Below are 17,168 nucleotides of genomic sequence, written 5' to 3'. Positions count from 1 at the left end.
AGCCCGCGGGCTTTTTGCCGTATGCAGCCGGAGTAGCAGACCATAGGAAAAACTGTGCGGAAAAAGAAGCCGGAACGGGCTTCCGGCCTTGGCGGTCTCAAACAAAAGACATATCTTTGGACCTGATAAAATCAACCGATGTATAACAATCAGAATTCAAACAATACAATGAAAAAACTCAGAATCGGAGTTTCTCTGACCAGCCTGCTACTGAGTCTTTCTCTCCACGCTCAAAGTGAATATGTCAATCCGCTCATCGGAACACAGGGAATGGGCCATACATTTCCCGGCGCCTGCGTGCCGTTCAGTATGATCCAGCTCAGCCCTGATACGGACACACTGTCACACAACATCAACGGAGCATACGTTCCGGAAGTATATGCCTACTGTGCAGGATACCAGTATGACGACCCGACCATCGTGGGATTCAGTCACACACACCTCAACGGAACGGGACATTCGGATCTGGGAGACATCCTCATCATGCCTGCAACCGGCGAACTGAAACTGAATCCGGGACGTGCTTCACACCCGGACGAAGGTTACCGCTCCCGTTTCAGCCATCAGACAGAAAAGGCAGAACCGGGCTATTATGAAGTGGTGCTGGATGATTACCAGGTAAAGGTACAGCTCACCGCCACACGCCATACAGGAATACATAAGTACACGTATCTCAACAAAGACCGGGACGGAAGAATCATCCTCGACCTGAATCACGGCATTTACAACTACGACGGGAAAACCCTGTGGGCTTCCATCCGCGTGGAAAACGATACACTGATCACCGGTTACCGGGTTACCAACGGATGGGCACGTACCAATCAGATCTATTTCGCCATGTCACTTTCCAAACCGATCCGGAAATACGGCTATAAAGACAAGGCACCCGTGGCTTACAACGGCTTCTGGCGCCGGTTCAAACTGAACGAGAACTTTCCGGAAATGGCCGGACGAAAGATCGTAGCCTACTTTGAGTTTGACACATCAGACGGCAATGAACTGGAGATCAAAGTCGGCCTGTCGGGTGTCAGCACGGAAGGAGCACTCCGGAACCTGCAGGAAGAAACCGGAGGAAAAGACTTCACGACACTGGCACAGGAAGCCCGGGATAGCTGGAACAAGGCACTGGGAAGCATCCGGATCGAAGGCAATGAGGATCAGAAAGCCATGTTCTATACCTCCTATTATCACACGATGATCAATCCGTCGGTATATACCGATGTGGACGGGAAGTACCGGGGACTCGACAACAACATCCATCAGGCAGAAGGATTTACCAACTACACGGTCTTCTCGCTATGGGATACCTACCGGGCCGAACACCCGCTGCTGGCGCTGATGAAACCGCAGGAAAACCGCGACATGGTGCAGTCCATGCTCCGCCATCAGCAGCAGAGCGTTCACGGCATGCTACCGGTCTGGAGCCACATGGCCAACGAAAACTGGTGCATGAGCGGCTATCATTCGGTATCAGTCGTGCTGGATGCCATTGCCAAAGGAGCTGACATCAACCCGCAGGAAGCACTGAAAGCCATGGTACGCACCTCTCAGGTTCCTTATTACGAAGGACTGGCTTCGTATCAGAAACTGGGCTATGTGCCTCTGGAAGAATCAGCCACGGCCGCATCCACTACGCTGGAATATGCTTACGACGACTGGTGCATCTATGAAATGGCACGGAGAAGCGGAGACACGGAACTTGCAGAGACATACCGCAAACGCGCATTGAACTACCGCCATATTTTCGACCGGGAAACAGGATTTGCCCGTCCCCGCTATGCCGACGGAAGATTCAAGACCAATTTTGATCCGCTCCAGACACACGGAGAAGGATTTATCGAAGGAAACTCCTGGAACTTTTCGTTCCATGCTCCGCACGATGTCAACGGACTGATCTCCCTGATGGGCGGCGACCGTCAGTTCATCAAGCGGCTGGACGACCTCTTCTCCATGGATCTGCCGGCCCAGTATTATGAGAAAAGCGAAGACATTACCCGCGACTGTCTGCTGGGCGGTTACGTACACGGAAATGAACCCAGCCACCATGTTCCCTACCTGTATGCCTGGACTTCAGAGCCCTGGAAAACACAGTATTGGGTACGGGAAATCATGAACCGCATGTATCGAAATCACCTGAACGGACTGAGCGGAAACGATGACTGCGGACAGATGTCGGCCTGGTATATCTTCACGTCGCTGGGATTCTATCCGGTTTGCCCGGGAAGTAACCAGTATGTACTGGGAGCGCCCTATCTGCCCAGCCAGGAATTACAGCTTCCCAACGGAAAGACGTTCCGGATCAAAGCGCCGGGAGTCAGCGACAAGAAACGATATGTCAAGGAAGTTTATCTGAACGGACAGCGCTACGACAAGATGTATCTCACCCAGGAAGACCTGATGAAAGGTGGAGAAATTACATTCGTCATGAGCGCATCTCCCAACAAGTCACGGGGACTCAAGAAGGCCGACAAACCTTATTCGCTCACCGACGGGAAGTAGTTCCTGCAACGACCGCACGATACCTTCGCATTGACTGGTCAATGCAAAAAAATCGACCGCACGATTGGGCTGCAACGACCGCACGATTCGCCTCAATCGACCGCATAATCTGGCCGCAACGACCGCACGATTCAGACGCAACGAACTGCCTGCTTCGGTACAGGCAGATGAACAATTCGCTGCAAAGATTTGGCAACTCCGGAAAATCGTCCTACCTTTGCAGCGACATAACGGAACTAGCGTTTTGTAATCCTCATCGGAGGGCCGGAAAAAGGCCGGATAAGATGACTGGGTAAAACCAATCACCTTATCCGGCTTTTCTTTTTATCAAAAACAGACAAAACAAACAGAAAAATGAAAAAACTTGATTTGACACAGGGAAATGTACCCGGCGTACTGTTTCAGTTCGCCCTCCCCTATCTGCTGGCCAATATGCTGCAAGCCCTTTACGGAGGCGCAGACCTCTTCGTAGTGGGACAGTTTGACGACGCAGCAAGCGTGGCCGGAGTCGCCATCGGCAGTCAGGTGATGCAGACTGTCACCGGTATCATTCTGGGACTGACCACAGGCATCACGGTACTTATCGGCATCGCCACCGGAGCACGCAATGACAAAGAAACTGCGTCCATCATCGGTTCTTCCATCTGGCTGTTTGCCCTGGTGGGAGGTTTTCTTACCCTGCTCATGACCTTGCTCCACAATCCGATAGCCGCACTGATGCATACTCCTGCCGAAGCCATGCGCGACACCTGCCATTATCTGCTGATCTGCTCGCTGGGGATTCCGTTCATTATCGGTTACAATGTCATTTGCGGAATCCTGCGCGGGCTGGGAGACTCGCGCACACCGCTCTATTTTGTAGCTCTGGCCTGTGCCATAAATATCACACTCGACTTCCTGCTGGTCGGAGGTTTTCATTTACGGGCAGCGGGAGCAGCCTTTGCCACCATCGCCTCACAAGGCATCAGTTTCCTGACCGCTCTGATATTCCTGCGCCGCCGCGGGTTCAGCTTCCGTTTCACCCGACAGGATATCCGGCTGAATGGTCTTCTGTCCCGACGCATCGTTCTGCTGGGAGCTCCCATTGCCCTGCAAGACGCTCTGATCAATATCTCCTTTCTGCTTATCACGGTCATCGTCAATCAGATGGGGGTCATTGCGTCAGCAGCCCTCGGTGTGGTTGAAAAAATCATCATCTTTGCCATGCTGCCTCCCGTGGCCATCTCGTCCGCCGTGGCAGCCATGACTGCACAAAACTTCGGTGCCGGACTGACAGAACGCATGAACCGCTGCCTCAAGGCAGGGATCGGCATGGCACTGGTCTTCGGCGTATCAATGTGCCTCTATTCCCAGTTTCTTCCCGACACCCTGCTGCGCATCTTTACAAGTGATCCCGCTGTCATCACGATGGGAGCCGGATACCTGCGGGGATACAGCATCGACTGCATTATGGTGAGTTTCGTGTTCTGCTTCAATTCCTATTTCAGCGGACAGGGAAACTCCTGGTTTCCCATGGTACACAGCCTCATCGCCACCCTGTTGTTCCGCATCCCTCTTTCGTGGGCCTTCAGTCACATTGACCCGACCACGCTGGTCTGGATGGGATATGCTCCCCCGCTCTCCACACTGGTATCACTCTTCATCTGTCTCTGGTATCTGCCCCGGTGGAAGCGGAAAATATCTTTCTCTTCCCGCTAATATAAAGGAGACTCTGTACTTTAAAAACTAATCCATATCTTTGCGCCGCAATTGTTTAAAATATCACGAAACACAAAAGAAATTATCCATCAGACTATCCCAATGAAAGGAATCTATACTTGCTCTGATTGCCCTTGCCTGCCAGCCGGGAAGGAGCCAGAAACAACTGCATGACACACTTTCAACAGAAACTTCCTACCAGATCGACGAAGTGGTTGTAACCGGTGCCCGTCAGAAAACAGATGTACGCCATCTCTCACAAACTGTCTCTATTGTCGGACGCGCTCAAATAGAAAATTCCCGGCAATCTTCGCTTCTCCCTGTTCTCACCGAACAGATCCCCGGTCTCTTCGTTACATCGCGGGGCATCATGGGTTACGGTGTGTCCAACGGGGCAGCAGGCAGTATCTCGCTCCGCGGACTGAGCGGAAGTTCTGCCCGGCTGATGGTCATGATCGACGGACATCCGCAATATGCCGGCATCTTCGGCCATCCGATCGCCGATGCCTACCAGTCGTTCCTGGCCGAACGGGTGGAAGTACTGAGAGGACCGGCTTCTGTGCTTTACGGATCAAACGCCATGGGTGGCGTGGTGAATATCGTTACCCGCAAGATGCAGGAGGACGGATTCAACACCAGCCTCCATACGGGATATGGTTCCTACAACACCCTGGAAACGGAACTGACTAACCGTATCCGCAAAGGAGGCTTTTCGAGTGTCCTCTCCGGTTCCTACAACCGCACCGACGGACATCGCCCGGATATGGGTTTTGAACAATATGGAGGTTATGCCAAACTCGGTTATGAAATCAGCCGCAACTGAAATCTGCAGGGAGATGTAAACGTAACGCATTTCAATGCATCTTATCCCGGTCCGGTCAGTGCGCCTCTCACAGACGGTGACCAGCGCATCACGCGGGGTATGACTTCACTGGCCCTGGAAAACCGGTATGAAAAGACTTCCGGAGCACTGAGTATTTTCTACAACTGGGGGAACCACTGGATCAATGACGGTTATACTCCCTCTGCCGGCGAAAGCCCTCAGGACAGCCGCTTCCTGTCACACGACAACATGAGGGGTATCTCACTTTACCAGAGCACCCGTTTCTTTCAAGGGAACCGCATTACTCTGGGATTCGACTGGTTCCGTTACGGAGGCCATGCATGGAACGAATATGTCAGTGGCAGTCAGGCAGGGACGACTTCCGAGCTGGTAGACAAACACGAAGACGAACTGGCCGGGTATATTGACTTCCGTCAGGACTTCAACACCTGGCTCACCTTGAATGCGGGACTCCGGGTGGATCATCATTCCCGCATAGGAACAGAATGGGTATCTCAGGCCGGACTCGCTTTTCATCTGCCTCATACCATGGAACTGAAAGCTTCTGCCTCAAAAGGATTCCGCTATCCCATCCTTCGGGAAATGTATATGTTCCCTCCCCAGAATCCGGATCTTCAGCCTGAATCTATGTGGAATTACGAACTGGCTTTCTCACAACGGCTGCTGAACGGACGGCTGAATTACGGTATCAACCTGTTTTACATTGACGGAAAGAATCTGATTCTCACTCTCCCCAATCCCAACGGAAGCGGTATGCTGAACCAGAACTCCGGAGAAATAGAAAATACCGGTATTGAAGTGCAGGCGGCTTTCCGGATCAACCGCCACTGGTCTGTGGACGGAAACTACAGCTACCTCCACATGAAGGACCCCGTCGTTGCAGCTCCCGGACACAAGCTGTATGCCGGAACCAATTTCTCACATGGCCGATGGAGCCTGTCAACCGGTATGCAATATATCGCCGGACTCCGATATAACCACGACCCAAGTCTATGCCCGTGTCACTCCGAAAAAGCTGTTTGAGGACATGGACAGATACATCGAGGCGACCAAAGACTTGAAACTTGTTTTGTAACCAATTAAAATCAGAATTTCATTATGCGCAGTACATTTTCCATATTACCGTACATCAACCGTAACAAAGTAAAGGCTGACGGCACGACCGCCGCCCTCTGCCGCATCACCATAGACGGCAAGAGTTCCACGATAATCACCGGCATCTATTGCAGACCGGAGGACTGGAACAGCAGCAAGGGAACCATTCGCACCGTCCGCGAGAACAGCCGCTTGCAGGAGTTCAAGAAGTCCGTTGAACTTACCTATGAGGATTCGTTGAAGAAACAGAACGTGGTGAGTGCCGAACTGCTCAAAAATGCGCTGGCAAGGAAAGCCGTCATCCCCACCAAGCTGTTGCAGATGGGCGAAAGGGAGCGTGAACGGCTGCTTGCCCGTTCAAAGGAGATAAACTCCACGTCCACCTACCGCCATTCGGGATATTACCAGAAATACCTGAAAGACTATCTCACATCGTTGGGCAAGGAGGACATCGAGTTCAGCGACATCACGGAAGATTTCGGCAGTTCCTACAAGGCTTTCATGAAGCGCAACAAGAATTTCAGCGCACAACAAATCAACAAGTGCCTGTGCTGGCTGAGCAAGCTGGTGTACCTCGCCGTGGACTACGAGATACTCCGTGCCAACCCGTTGGAGGACATGGAATACGAGAAGAAGCCCGCGCTGAAGCACATGCATATCAGCCGTGCGGAACTGAAAGCCATCCTTGAAACGCCCATGCTCGACCCGTTGCAGGAACTTGGGCGCAGGGCATTTTTGTTTTCAACGTTCACGGGGTTGACATATGTGGACATCATGCTGCTCCATCCGCACCATATCGGCACGACGGCGGACGGCAGGCGTTACATCCGCATCAACCGCAAGAAGACCAACGTGGAGGCGTTCATCCCCCTGCATCCGATAGCGGAGCAGATACTCGACCTCTACAACACGACCGACGACACGAAGCCCGTGTTTCCGCTTCCGAGCCGTGACGAGATGTGGTTCGAGATACACGAGTTGGGTGTGGCGATAGGACGGAAAGAAAACTTGTCCTACCATCAAAGCCGCCATTCGTTCGGAACTTTCTTGATTTCGGAGGGAATACCCATCGAGAGCATTGCCAAGATGATGGGTCACTCAGGTATAAGGACTACCCAGCGGTACGCGGAGGTTACTGACAAGAAGATTTCAAAGGACATGGACAACCTGATGGCGATCAGAATGATGTACGGAACGGGCAAATGGTACAAAAGACAAGAACTGCCAAAAGAAACAAACATTGATAATAAATAATATGAGGCATGACAATGGAACGGGGAATAATCACAATCACAGAAAACGGGGCGGTTGCCATGCCGACCGCTCCCGTTTGGATGACGCAGCAGGAAATGTCCGATGCGTTCAACGTGTTCGGCTGCGACATCCGCAAGGCTATACACTTTATCTACAAAAACATGGAATTGTTGGAAAGCGAAACGAAGCGGTACATCAAACAGGACAACGGGATAAAATACGATGTTTACAGTCTTGAAATGGTGATAGCCGTTTCCTTCAAGTTGAGAAGTAGGGAGAGCGTGGCTTTCCGGCGGTTCATCATGGGGAAACTATATGCCGCCAATCGGAAAGAACCGTTATATTTGTTCTTTTCGCCAGCGGCATATATACGAAAAGCCCCAAGTTGTTGATACGAAGGATATACGACCAGACAAGGTAAGGAATACGACCTGATGCCGTCTGGTCGTATTCCCTTTGTTCAAATTATGGATGCCGTCTGAACGCTTCCCTATAATTGGCGGCAAGCATCCGTTCGATGTCCGATTCCTTGTATAGAATCTTGCCGCCCAACTGGTAATAGGCGATTATGCCGTTGTTGCGGTAGTCCTGCAAGGTGCGTCGGCTCACTTTCAGCCGTGCCGACACCTCCTTGTCCGTCAGGAAGCGTTCACCGCCCAATGTCGGACGGCTGTTTGCCATAAAGTTCTCGATACCGTCCAGCAGACGGTCAAGGCTGTCGCCGAACTCGGCGACAAGCGCATGGTTCTTGGTAATCATTTCACTCATGCCATTGCAGATTTAGGTTTGTTCTCCACAGGCTTGACGATGCGCAATACATCCTCCGGTCGGTAAAACACCTTGTGGTTTATCTGCGAATAAGCCAGCGTGCCGTTGTCACGCAGCGTCTGCAAAGTGCGCGGACTGATGTTCAACTGTTGGCAGACCTCTTGGTTGTCCATCCAGCGGTTTAATGACTTGCCGCCTTGCTTGGCAAGGAGTTCGTTCACACGGTCTGAGAAACGGCTGAACTTTGCCGCCATTTCCTCAAACGCTTCTTTCTGAAAAATCAATACTTCCATTGTCGATACTGTTTTTTTTACTGTTGATACTCGGTTTTGGACGCAAAGTAAATGGGCATTGCGCATCAAACGATGGGTTGGCACAATCGTGGCAGCTTGTGGCAGGGAGTGGCGTTATCCGCCGAACCCGTGACGGCTGTTCCAAGCGTCCGTGATGCAAAGAAAAGCGAAGTCCGGCACAATCCAACCACTTCGCACCTGCGTGGCAGCATTTGGCATCGGTGTGGTAGCCTGTGGCGTTCGTCAGGTTCAAATAAGCCTGCTAATAAACCTGAGCTTGATGTAGAATGAAGTATGACTTTATTTTATGACATACGATTGACTTAAAGAAACAGGAGTATCCATTGGGGCAAAGTTTTTATGGGAGCAGGTTTGTGTTTCGGACGTACCGAAACGGCTTGCTCCCCATACTTTGGGAAGTGAGGGAGGCGTATCATCCCGTTGACTTTATAAGAAGCATTAATATTGTCAAAGATACAAAACAAATAATCCTATCTGACAACTCTTGGAATTGCATTTTTCAAAATACGAAGAAAGAAATCTATCCATTGTTCATAATTCCCCGTTTCATTCAACCGTTGCAGTTCCATGTAATATTGAAAACTATGTTGATTTAGCACATCTGACAACTGTAAGATGGGCTTTCTAACTGCATCCTGACTGATTAAAAAGAGCGTGTTCAACAACCGCCCGACTCTGCCGTTTCCATCAATAAACGGATGTATCATCTCGAATTGGTAATGTATCAAGGCTGCACGGACAAATACATTCTCCAATTCTTCATAATGAATATAGCGCTCAAGGTCGGAAAAGGCATTGGCCATATCTTCATAGACAGGAGGAACAAACAGCGCATCATTCAGTCCGCTTCCTTTCCTGCCTATCCAGACGGGAGAATTGCGGAACTCGCCCGGATATTTCTTGGCATATCTTTCGCTGTCGCACATCAGATAATGGATATTTTTCAATAGTCGGGCACTTAACGGCAGTTCATCCATCGCTTCAAGGGCATAAAGGGTGGCTTTAAGAAGATTCTCCGCATCCTCCATTGATTCATCATCCGTATCCGCACCCAATGCAAATGAAACAGACTGCCCACCCGATGCCAATTTGCAGGATGATTCAGCCTCCTGCCTCATGAATTGCAGGACTTGTTCATCGGACAGTTGTACTGCATAAGCGTTCAACCTGCGCATGGCATCCTCTACTTCCATTATCAGCTTGTCCAGCCTTTCGGTATGGACTATGCGTATTTCTGAAAGCGGTGTCGGGACAAATGACCTGAAAGCCATATCTCCCGAAAGGTGTTTACGATAAGTTCCCATAATCATTTTATATGTAAGGCTTCCATGAATCGTTTTACTACTTCGGGGTTTCCCGTATGCTTGCCCTTGTCTTCACTTATTTTGCAGGTGTCATTGTAGAAAGCCCATGATTCCGTAATCTTCGCGGCAATCAGTTTTATGACGATATTGAGGGGCTTAACCCCAACAAACTCATTGGTGAAATGAGTGCCTATCCCGAATGAGGGCAAACAGTAATTTTTGGCATATTGCTGGATTTGGATTGCGCTTGAAACGTCAAGCGCATTGCTGAATACGACTTGTTTTGTCTTGGAGTCAATGCCCAACGAACGGTATTTCCCAACGATTTTCATCAGTTGCTCATAATTGTCACCGCTGTCTATCCGCAATCCTTTGAACAGGTTGGCAAAATCCTCGGAGAAGTTCATGCTGAAAATATCCCAACCGAAACTGTCATACAGATAAGTGCCCAACGCTCCACGGAAAGTGTTCCGCCAAGAGTTCATGGCAATGTGGTTTGCCATTTGCGGGCCGTACATTCCACCGATGGCGCATACAAATTCGTGAGCCATCGTGCCGACAGGCAACAAATCATGCTTCATCGCCAGATAAACATTGCTGGTCCCAACAAACTTTCCCGGCCAATTATTGTCATGGCTGCACGCTTTCATTGCACGTACAGCGACATCCTCCGCTTCAAAAGAGGCCCTGCGCCGTGTACCGAAATCACTGAACACACACCCTGCCTCCAACAACCGCCTCCCTTTCTCGTAAGATTTGTCATAATAGGCTTGATAATCAAAGCGGCTATCCTCCCCGGTCATGGTGTAATAAAGTTCTGAGATAATGGCAAGGAGTTTTACTTCCAGCAAGATGGTGTTTGACCAACAGCCTTCAATATCCACATACAAATGCCCGTCCTCGTCTTGATGTACCTTGACCCATTCATGGTTGAAACGGTATCCTTTAAGATAGGTGTAAAACCATGCCGGGATATACCTGCACTTGCGTCTCATGAAATCTATCTCCTCGTCGGTAATGGTTACAGATTCCAGCATCATTATCTGTTCTTCCAATGCTTGGGCAAAGCCGACGGGGTATGCTGTATTATCCCTGTCGGTAAATGTGTATTTGACCTGCGCCCGTGGGAAGTTGTCGATGACGGCACAACACATGGTAAACTTGTACAGGTCGTCATCCGTAAAATGTCTGATGATTTGTTTCATGGCAACAGTTTTTTAATGGTCATGTCCAAAGCCTTTCCCCCGTCCAAAGACGGACAGAATTCCTGCAAGACGTGGAACATGGATGTTCCATACCTCTTGATGCCGTCTTTCAGCGTGTCAAGCACGCATACATCCCCGGCTATTCCGCACAAGTCTATCCGGTCAATATGCAAGCCATTTATCAGGTTATCCAAATGTACGGACGATGCCTCGTTTCTGAAGATGGAGTATTCTTCCGAATCCTGACGGACACCTTTCCTCAGAACCGTCACTTCACCGTGTGTCGTATAAAGCGGTTCCACCAATGCCGGACAGATTGCCGCGCCTGTTGTATTCTGTACGCAATGCATCGGCCACTCCCCACCATTCTCCCTAAATGAGCAATGATTGTACGGATGCCAATCCAGTGTAATTGCTTTTGCCGCATATTCCCCGTCTGTCCGTTTGATATATGCAGCCAATCTTTCCATTTTCGGAATCGCCTCCGGAACCGGAAGCGTGCCGTTTATGAAGTCAATTTGAGGGTCTATAATCAATAGCAAGCGTTTCATCTTTCTTTGCTGAATCTAAACGGTTTGTCTTACCAAATCTCTTGCAAAATCAACCAACAGCATCGCTTCCGAGTTTCGCAGGAAGCGTGTGTCCAATCCGTTTGCTCCCAGCCGGAAACGGTCGAGCGCATCGGCATCCTTGAAGATTCCATATAGGCGGATAGCCTGTTCCTTATCTTCCGGACAGGCATTGCCAATGGCTTCCATGCCTACCTTATCATCCCGGTCATGATACTTCATAATGCCGGTTCGAGGAACACGAGGTCTTTGTTCTGTTCACAATATTTCATGTAATAGGATGCCGCACGTGCCCCATGTTCCACATCAAGGAAATCGTCCTGACGGCACGTGTCGTGGAATATGGAGGCATGTGCCAATGCGCGCAACTCGTCCCTTCCGCAGCCGGATACTTGTACCCCAATCAGCAGGGCGTAAAGCAATACACGTTCGCAGTGCCCTTTGGTATGCCATTCCGAATCGGGCAGGTGGAAAACCAGATTGTTTTCCATGTATTCAGTCCAATACAGGAAATCATTTTTCACCTGCTCCGGCAATGTCTCGACAATGTATTGTGGCGTTCTCATGGCAACAGTCTTTTCAACTCCCCAAGTGTCACCGCAATGTCGCCTTCCAAACCAATCGACTTGTGGGCAATGGCATCCGGAATGTACAGTTCGAGGGCAAGGTTCAGCGTGATATAGGTGGCGTGAGGCTCGTCGGCTGCTAACTGCATAAGCGGAAGTTTTATCATGCGGTTCCGTTTGCCGATACCCAGTTCTAATATCACGAGCCGTTTGCCGTGATAACGGTCGAGGAATGCGTTTGCTACCCGGCTCTTGTCTTGAACGGGGATGTTCATGACGATGTTCTCAAAAGTGCCTTCTATCTCAAATATCCGTTCCGCATCGAAGCCGGACAGTTCCAGATGCGTGTCGGCGTTGGAGGTCAGGATGAAGTAATCCTTGCCGCTGACGATAGAGCGCAGGTCTTTCATCACCTGTGACGGGCGGTAGTCTTTTACCCAATACCGCATCAGACGGTCGAGGAACTCCTGTCGGTCATTCATGGTCGGATAGTGATAAAAACATCCTTCGATGACATTGCGTATGCCGTACTTCTGCTGGAAGTCACCGAACTGTCGGCGGAACATTTCGTTATCGGCAAAGATGTGGTAGCCTTCGGATATGGACAGCCCGTTGCTTGCCCCTATCAGCAGGGCATCGGCACAGGCAATGGTTTCTGCTGCTTTCTGTATAGGTGTCATATCAATAAACTCTTGCAGGGTTAAACGCTTCCTTTACATTAAATTCTTTCATCCCGGCGGTGGACTTGCCGAGCAATTGCTTCAAAGTAATGGCAATGTCATCGCTGATGGCGAGGCTTTTCTTTGCAATCTCTTTTGGCACGAGGGCGTGCTGCGGATTCAGCGTGGCATAAAACGCATGTGGCCATTGATAGACCATGTTCATGAACGGTTCCTTAATAAACATCGGAGTCATAAGTCCGACACCCAATTCAAGGAAAAGCGTCTTGCGGTTGGCATTACGGCGAAGGAAATCCATATACCTCTGCATTTCTTTCTCGTAGTATTCACCCTGCAAAAAGGTATGCGACCTGACCCATGCGTCCATCACGCCGCCACAATGCGGACAGCGCGGTATAAGCTCATCGGGCAAGGCATCATCCTCTATCGCCTCGCAAAGCCGGAATACCTGCTCCTTGTTGTAATAGATTTCGTCATGGCACGGACGTTTGCATTGCCAATACCGCCAGTCGCCCTGTATGCGCGTGATGCGCTCTGCCGGAAAGACACGGAAAAACTGTGCGTCCTGATTGGTCGTGGCAATGTAATAGTTCTTGCCCCGCAACAGTTCGGCAAGGTCTTTATAGGTACCTCCGGTTTCACACTCGTAAATATATTTTGCCACGCGCAGGAGCATGGCCCAATGCTCGCCCCGTGTGTGCTGGCGGTCATAAAGCCCGTCAAAGAAGTTATGGAAACCGTATTTCTGTTCCAATGAACCGGCAATCCTGCGAAATACATCGTCGCATTGATAATAAAACTTGAAACCCGATGCGGCGGACATCCCCGACGCGCCGCCCACGACAATGGCATCTGCCTCGTCAATTTTCTTTCTTAATAAATCTATTTTCTCTTGTGCAACCATACAGATATTGTTTTAATGATTCCGACTGCAAAGGTAGGGGGAACGGGCGGAACGGAAGCTACCAAACTTTTGCCGCATACTACCATTTTGATAAGCGTGTTTCGACAATAATCCGTCCGGAGGCTTTCTGACCAAAGGTCGGAGTTGAGGTAGCCTCACCCCGGACTTGAGGCCACCTCATCCCGGACATGAGATACCCTCACATCCGGGGCGAGACAGGACAACGAAAATGATAATCGGGACGGATTTCATTTATCCGAAGCTCCGATAGTACTAATCCTGACGGATTGGTGTTATCCGAGTCTCGGACGGGGCAAATCCTACCGGATTGGTACTGTCGGAGGTCTTTTCAATGCCAATCGGCGCGGATAAGTGCTGTCCGAACCTCGAACGGAGCGAATCCTGCCGGATTGGCATCATCGGAGGTTTACGGGTACGCCGCCCAAGACGGAACATAGGCAGACAGCGTAAAAATGATGCCTGCATTGCTTGGGAACAGGCAGACTTTATCAAAATGGTACTTATTCGTTGTCTTTTGGTAGAGCACGGCTCATTTAATCTGCCGAACTTTGCACCATAATCATTTATAAAGAAAGTAGCATTATGGAGAAAGAAACATCTGTAAGGTTGGTGCGCAACGCCACGTTGAAAATCCGTTATGCAGGACATACCGTCCTCATAGACCCGTTTTTTGCCGATAAGGGCACAATACAGTCCGCACTCGGCGTGAATAAAAGTCCAAGGGTACATCTGACTATGCCCATTGATGAAATAACGGAGGGGGTGGATATGGTGTTGCAGACACATATACATCCTGACCATTATGACGCGACAGTAAAAGAACATTTGCCGAAAGACATTCCCTATTACACGCAACCGCAAGATAAGGAAACGGTAGAACAGGACGGCTTTACGCAGGTGAAGCCTATTGAAGACATGACGGTATCGGGAAATATGACCATTCACCGTGTAAGCGGACATCATGGATTCGGCAAAATCGGTGAAATGATGGGTGCCGTGTCTGGATATGTATTGACGGCGGAAGATTGCCCTACCATATATATTATGGGAGACTGCAAGTGGGAAAAGTGCATCGCAGAAACCGTGGAAAGATTCAAACCTGATTATATCGTAGTAAACAGCGGAGGGGCGATATTCCCTGAGTTTTCCAAAGTGGACGGCTCTATCATCCCCGACGAGGACGAAGTGATGCGGATGCTGGACGAATTGCCAACTAATGTCAAACTAATAGCTGTGCACATGGATGCCATTGACCATTGTCAGACCACTCGTGAAATCCTGCGTAACGAGGCGAGACATCGCAAGATTGACATGAACCGCCTGATTATCCCTGAGGACGGAGAAACAGTAGATTTATGAATGAAGGATTAAAAATAATCAGCATTATATCGAATAACATTTCAAGACACTGATAATCATATTCTTTTGCATAAACTTTAATGAACATTTAAAAGAATTTAAAATGAAAGAGATTAAGAAAATGGCGACAGCCGAAAATTTCAGCGCTATAAGCGTTGGCAAACTGAGTGAACTGGGTGACTATGTATTGGAATTGTCCCCTGAAGTAAAGATTCCGGGTAAGGTGTTCGGAGGAGCCGCACTTCAGGCAACAGGCAGCGAATTCTCGTTCCAAATGTTTCAGCCGGGAACAGAAACAGGATTCCTCCACACCCACAAGAACCACGAGGAACTTTATTTTTTCCTTTCGGGAAAAGGCGAGTTCCAAGTGGACGGACAAGTGTTCCCTGTTGAAGAAGGCAGCGTGGTACGTGTGTCTCCCGACGGAAAGCGCAGCGTGCGCAACAACGGGACAACTCCTCTCGTGATGCTCTGTGTGCAGTATCGGGGCGGCACGTTCACGGCAGAAGACGCCACTGATGGCGTGATTTTGAATGAGCCGGTGAAGTGGTGAAAAGAGCAATCAGTTGCCTTGCTCCATTTCTGACAGGAACCCGCTGATAGTCTGCCCCGTCATCTGCTTGAAAAAACGCATCAGGTGGTTTGGTTCGGAGAAGTGTAGCCGGAAGGCAATCTCCTTGACCGACAGACCGGAAAACAGCAGGTCATTTTTTACCTCCTGTAACAGACGTTGCTTCAGCAGATGCACGGCGGATAAACCGAATTCGCGCATCACCGCCTTGTTGAGCGATACGCGACTGATGCCCATCATCGTGGCATAGTCCGCCACGCGGTTTGTAGTGCAGATATTCTTTTCCAGCAGTTGCTTGTACTGGTACGCATAATTGTTCAAGGGCAATGTGAAAGGCAGGTTGAACAGCTGTGCATAATGGCGGTTAAGCAACAGCAGGAATTGGTAGAGGTAGGCGACAATCATGTGGTAGCTATCGGCAACGGGAGCGTGCAGTTCTTTCTTCATCCTACGGAGCAGGTCGAGCAAAGGCGCGGCATCCTTTCCGTCCATGCTGAAATACGGAGGATAATCATGCTGGTAGCAATAAAGCAGGCGGTACATGAAATACTTGTCGGAAAGGAAGTTGTTTACAAACTCTTCCTGAAAGACGAGGAACGTGTAGTTCAGCTTGTCCAAGTCCACGTGCCACTCCTGAAGCTGAAAAGGCGAAATGATGAGCACCGTGCCGGGATGCAGTTCTATCCTCTCGCCTGCCAGAAACAGGTGCCCTTCCGCTTTGTGGAAGAAATAGAACTCGAAAAAGTCGGTCTTGTACCGTTTGTCCGTATCGAACCAGCCGCGCTTTTCCGTGCTTTCCGCCGTGTTCAGCAGGAAGTCCACGCCACACGAGCTTTTGGAGTATTTCAGCAGGGAAATACGCTCCGTGGTTTTGTCGGGGAATATGCCGTAAGTTTCTTTATGATTCATAAAAATGGTATTTAGGGAACAAAGATAACGTTCTCCTTGCAGATAAAAGACAATAAGGGAGAAAAAAGGATTTTGAAAAAACGTCTTTGCAACTCAGTTGCAAGGGTATTGTATATTAACTGTTTATAAATTTGGAGATAAAAACATGAGATTAGGAATTATCAGATGCCAACAGACCGAAGACTTCTGTCCGGGAAACGGGTGTTTCAAAGCCGTGAAGAAACGCAAAGGCGTTTTTGAAGGCAGTAACGAAGAAATTGAAATAATCGGATTTACTACTTGCGGCGGATGTCCGGGTAAAAAATCCATATTACGTGCAAAGATGCTCGTAGAACGAGGCGCCGACACAATCGCCTTTGCTTCATGTATACAGAAAGGTACTCCTATCGGTTATCCATGTCCGTTCCATAAAAGGATGAAAACCTTGTTGGAAACAAACTTGCCTGAAAATATACGCGTATTGGATTATACGCATGACGCACCTGCAAGGACGAATGCGCAAGAATGATTGACTGCATTCAAGATTACCTATGAGCTTACTTAAATTAAAATAAGCATATATGAAATATTCGGATTTACTTAGAAGCTGTTTTGAATTTATCGTGCGA

17 protein-coding genes and 1 pseudogene are annotated in these 17,168 nt (G+C 49.4%); 8 read left to right on the top strand and 10 right to left on the bottom strand.

The features are described 5' to 3' along the window. Positions 1 to 168: 168 nt before the first annotated feature. The 5 genes and pseudogenes from BACCOPRO_RS06120 (at position 169) to BACCOPRO_RS06100 (ending at position 7,782) form a co-directional block, all read left to right on the top strand. Positions 169 to 2,499 carry a GH92 family glycosyl hydrolase gene (locus tag BACCOPRO_RS06120; protein WP_040311278.1) on the top strand — a complete coding sequence of 777 codons (2,331 nt, stop codon included), beginning with the start codon at positions 169 to 171 and terminating at the stop codon, positions 2,497 to 2,499. A 354-nt stretch (positions 2,500 to 2,853) separates the two neighbouring features. Next, on the top strand, positions 2,854 to 4,197 hold the full coding sequence (locus BACCOPRO_RS06115; protein ID WP_008141927.1) for an MATE family efflux transporter: 1,344 nt from the start codon (positions 2,854 to 2,856) through the stop codon (positions 4,195 to 4,197). Positions 4,198 to 4,363: 166 nt separating this feature from the next. Beyond that, a pseudogene (locus BACCOPRO_RS06110) lies at positions 4,364 to 6,028 on the top strand (TonB-dependent receptor); the annotation flags it as partial. 111 nt (positions 6,029 to 6,139) lie between these two features. Next, positions 6,140 to 7,390: a site-specific integrase gene (locus BACCOPRO_RS06105; RefSeq protein ID WP_008141922.1), complete on the top strand. Its 1,251-nt coding sequence runs from the start codon at positions 6,140 to 6,142 to the stop codon at positions 7,388 to 7,390. A gap of 8 nt (positions 7,391 to 7,398) precedes the next feature. After that, positions 7,399 to 7,782 (top strand): virulence RhuM family protein, encoded by a 384-nt coding sequence (locus tag BACCOPRO_RS06100; protein ID WP_008141920.1) that lies wholly within the window; start codon positions 7,399 to 7,401, stop codon positions 7,780 to 7,782. Between the two features lie 73 nt (positions 7,783 to 7,855). On the opposite strand, the gene BACCOPRO_RS06095 is transcribed toward BACCOPRO_RS06100, so the two are convergent. The 9 genes from BACCOPRO_RS06095 to BACCOPRO_RS06060 form a co-directional block, all read right to left on the bottom strand. Further along, positions 7,856 to 8,158 carry a helix-turn-helix domain-containing protein gene (locus BACCOPRO_RS06095; RefSeq protein ID WP_008141917.1) on the bottom strand — a complete coding sequence of 101 codons (303 nt, stop codon included), beginning with the start codon at positions 8,156 to 8,158 and terminating at the stop codon, positions 7,856 to 7,858. Further along, on the bottom strand, positions 8,155 to 8,451 hold the full coding sequence (locus BACCOPRO_RS06090; RefSeq protein ID WP_008141916.1) for a helix-turn-helix domain-containing protein: 297 nt from the start codon (positions 8,449 to 8,451) through the stop codon (positions 8,155 to 8,157). The genes BACCOPRO_RS06095 and BACCOPRO_RS06090 overlap by 4 nt, the downstream gene beginning before the upstream one ends. A 491-nt stretch (positions 8,452 to 8,942) precedes the next feature. Next, positions 8,943 to 9,776, bottom strand: coding sequence for a Fic family protein (locus tag BACCOPRO_RS06085; RefSeq protein WP_118400804.1), 834 nt, complete (start codon positions 9,774 to 9,776; stop codon positions 8,943 to 8,945). Positions 9,777 to 9,778: 2 nt separating this feature from the next. Beyond that, positions 9,779 to 10,981: a nicotinate phosphoribosyltransferase gene (pncB, locus tag BACCOPRO_RS06080; RefSeq protein WP_008141912.1), complete on the bottom strand. Its 1,203-nt coding sequence runs from the start codon at positions 10,979 to 10,981 to the stop codon at positions 9,779 to 9,781. Beyond that, entirely contained in the window at positions 10,978 to 11,532 is a 555-nt protein-coding gene (locus BACCOPRO_RS06075; RefSeq protein WP_008141910.1) for an isochorismatase family protein, read from the bottom strand. The genes pncB and BACCOPRO_RS06075 overlap by 4 nt, the downstream gene beginning before the upstream one ends. Positions 11,533 to 11,547: 15 nt before the next feature. After that, positions 11,548 to 11,772: a hypothetical protein gene (locus BACCOPRO_RS17180; protein WP_008141908.1), complete on the bottom strand. Its 225-nt coding sequence runs from the start codon at positions 11,770 to 11,772 to the stop codon at positions 11,548 to 11,550. Beyond that, positions 11,769 to 12,116 (bottom strand): hypothetical protein, encoded by a 348-nt coding sequence (locus BACCOPRO_RS17175; RefSeq protein WP_008141906.1) that lies wholly within the window; start codon positions 12,114 to 12,116, stop codon positions 11,769 to 11,771. Before BACCOPRO_RS17175 ends, BACCOPRO_RS17180 begins: the two co-directional genes overlap by 4 nt. After that, on the bottom strand, positions 12,113 to 12,796 hold the full coding sequence (locus BACCOPRO_RS06065) for an SIR2 family NAD-dependent protein deacylase (RefSeq protein ID WP_008141903.1): 684 nt from the start codon (positions 12,794 to 12,796) through the stop codon (positions 12,113 to 12,115). The genes BACCOPRO_RS17175 and BACCOPRO_RS06065 overlap by 4 nt, the downstream gene beginning before the upstream one ends. Before the next feature lies 1 nt (position 12,797). After that, positions 12,798 to 13,700: an SIR2 family NAD-dependent protein deacylase gene (locus BACCOPRO_RS06060; RefSeq protein WP_008141901.1), complete on the bottom strand. Its 903-nt coding sequence runs from the start codon at positions 13,698 to 13,700 to the stop codon at positions 12,798 to 12,800. 603 nt (positions 13,701 to 14,303) lie between these two features. Here BACCOPRO_RS06060 and BACCOPRO_RS06055 point away from each other — a divergent pair. Together BACCOPRO_RS06055 and BACCOPRO_RS06050 are read left to right on the top strand one after the other, a co-directional pair. Continuing rightward, on the top strand, positions 14,304 to 15,080 hold the full coding sequence (locus tag BACCOPRO_RS06055) for an MBL fold metallo-hydrolase (protein WP_008141895.1): 777 nt from the start codon (positions 14,304 to 14,306) through the stop codon (positions 15,078 to 15,080). Between the two features lie 103 nt (positions 15,081 to 15,183). Beyond that, positions 15,184 to 15,633 carry a cupin domain-containing protein gene (locus BACCOPRO_RS06050; RefSeq protein ID WP_008141894.1) on the top strand — a complete coding sequence of 150 codons (450 nt, stop codon included), beginning with the start codon at positions 15,184 to 15,186 and terminating at the stop codon, positions 15,631 to 15,633. A 9-nt stretch (positions 15,634 to 15,642) separates the two neighbouring features. On the opposite strand, the gene BACCOPRO_RS06045 is transcribed toward BACCOPRO_RS06050, so the two are convergent. Further along, positions 15,643 to 16,560: a helix-turn-helix domain-containing protein gene (locus BACCOPRO_RS06045; protein ID WP_050765296.1), complete on the bottom strand. Its 918-nt coding sequence runs from the start codon at positions 16,558 to 16,560 to the stop codon at positions 15,643 to 15,645. A 145-nt stretch (positions 16,561 to 16,705) separates the two neighbouring features. Between BACCOPRO_RS06045 and BACCOPRO_RS06040 the strand changes: the two genes are divergently transcribed. Next, positions 16,706 to 17,068 (top strand): CGGC domain-containing protein, encoded by a 363-nt coding sequence (locus tag BACCOPRO_RS06040; RefSeq protein ID WP_008141889.1) that lies wholly within the window; start codon positions 16,706 to 16,708, stop codon positions 17,066 to 17,068. Positions 17,069 to 17,168 lie beyond the last annotated feature (100 nt).

The sequence above is a fragment of the Phocaeicola coprophilus DSM 18228 = JCM 13818 genome (assembly GCF_000157915.1).
Lineage (GTDB): Bacteria > Bacteroidota > Bacteroidia > Bacteroidales > Bacteroidaceae > Phocaeicola > Phocaeicola coprophilus.
This window is presented reverse-complemented; position numbering and strand designations above follow the sequence as displayed.

What these genes read in the sequence shown, in the direction of transcription:
- BACCOPRO_RS06060 (WP_008141901.1), bottom strand. Translation starts at nt 13,700, where the DNA reads ATGGTTGCACAAGAGAAAATAGATTTATTAAGAAAGAAAATTGACGAG.
- BACCOPRO_RS06100 (WP_008141920.1), top strand. Translation starts at nt 7,399, where the DNA reads ATGACAATGGAACGGGGAATAATCACAATCACAGAAAACGGGGCGGTT.
- BACCOPRO_RS06050 (WP_008141894.1), top strand. Translation starts at nt 15,184, where the DNA reads ATGAAAGAGATTAAGAAAATGGCGACAGCCGAAAATTTCAGCGCTATA.
- pncB (WP_008141912.1), bottom strand. Translation starts at nt 10,981, where the DNA reads ATGAAACAAATCATCAGACATTTTACGGATGACGACCTGTACAAGTTT.
- BACCOPRO_RS06065 (WP_008141903.1), bottom strand. Translation starts at nt 12,796, where the DNA reads ATGACACCTATACAGAAAGCAGCAGAAACCATTGCCTGTGCCGATGCC.
- BACCOPRO_RS17175 (WP_008141906.1), bottom strand. Translation starts at nt 12,116, where the DNA reads ATGAGAACGCCACAATACATTGTCGAGACATTGCCGGAGCAGGTGAAA.
- BACCOPRO_RS06115 (WP_008141927.1), top strand. Translation starts at nt 2,854, where the DNA reads ATGAAAAAACTTGATTTGACACAGGGAAATGTACCCGGCGTACTGTTT.
- BACCOPRO_RS17180 (WP_008141908.1), bottom strand. Translation starts at nt 11,772, where the DNA reads ATGAAGTATCATGACCGGGATGATAAGGTAGGCATGGAAGCCATTGGC.
- BACCOPRO_RS06085 (WP_118400804.1), bottom strand. Translation starts at nt 9,776, where the DNA reads ATGGGAACTTATCGTAAACACCTTTCGGGAGATATGGCTTTCAGGTCA.
- BACCOPRO_RS06105 (WP_008141922.1), top strand. Translation starts at nt 6,140, where the DNA reads ATGCGCAGTACATTTTCCATATTACCGTACATCAACCGTAACAAAGTA.
- BACCOPRO_RS06045 (WP_050765296.1), bottom strand. Translation starts at nt 16,560, where the DNA reads ATGAATCATAAAGAAACTTACGGCATATTCCCCGACAAAACCACGGAG.
- BACCOPRO_RS06055 (WP_008141895.1), top strand. Translation starts at nt 14,304, where the DNA reads ATGGAGAAAGAAACATCTGTAAGGTTGGTGCGCAACGCCACGTTGAAA.
- BACCOPRO_RS06090 (WP_008141916.1), bottom strand. Translation starts at nt 8,451, where the DNA reads ATGGAAGTATTGATTTTTCAGAAAGAAGCGTTTGAGGAAATGGCGGCA.
- BACCOPRO_RS06095 (WP_008141917.1), bottom strand. Translation starts at nt 8,158, where the DNA reads ATGAGTGAAATGATTACCAAGAACCATGCGCTTGTCGCCGAGTTCGGC.
- BACCOPRO_RS06120 (WP_040311278.1), top strand. Translation starts at nt 169, where the DNA reads ATGAAAAAACTCAGAATCGGAGTTTCTCTGACCAGCCTGCTACTGAGT.
- BACCOPRO_RS06075 (WP_008141910.1), bottom strand. Translation starts at nt 11,532, where the DNA reads ATGAAACGCTTGCTATTGATTATAGACCCTCAAATTGACTTCATAAAC.
- BACCOPRO_RS06040 (WP_008141889.1), top strand. Translation starts at nt 16,706, where the DNA reads ATGAGATTAGGAATTATCAGATGCCAACAGACCGAAGACTTCTGTCCG.